The organism is Pseudomonas sp. Ant30-3 (assembly GCF_000690905.1).
In the GTDB taxonomy this organism is placed as follows: Bacteria; Pseudomonadota; Gammaproteobacteria; order Pseudomonadales; family Pseudomonadaceae; genus Aquipseudomonas.
Window position 1 is genome coordinate 1 of record NZ_JMCL01000215.1, and the last position, 449, is coordinate 449.

Below are 449 nucleotides of genomic sequence, written 5' to 3' on the forward strand. Positions count from 1 at the left end.
TCCTAGGCATTACTCACCCGTCCGCCGCTCGCCACCAGGTACAAGTACCCGTGCTGCCGCTCGACTTGCATGTGTTAGGCCTGCCGCCAGCGTTCAATCTGAGCCATGATCAAACTCTTCAGTTCAAACATCTTTGGGTTTTTAAGAAACCCTAAACTTGGCTCAGCAATCGTTGGTTACATCTTTGATTTCTCGCGGAGTAACTTGTGATGCTGATAATCTTGCTGACTATCAGTCTGACTCCACAAGCACCCACACGAATTGCTTGATTCAGTTGTTAAAGAGCGGTTGGTTAAGATCTTTCGTCTCAACCGAGGCGCGCATTCTACAGCGCTCCGTGTTTCTGTCAAGCGGTTATTTTAAGAAGTTTTCAAAGTTTCGCTTGGAAATCCTTAACAACTTCAACCACTTGCGCTTCCGATCTCTCGTTAGCGGGAGGCGAATTCTAC

Annotated in this window: 1 rRNA gene; it reads right to left on the bottom strand. The window is 47.7% G+C overall.

What is annotated here, in order from left to right:
* Positions 1–125 (bottom strand): 16S ribosomal RNA (locus DU29_RS01000000130720); the annotation flags it as partial.
* Between the last annotated feature and the right edge of the window lie 324 nt (positions 126–449).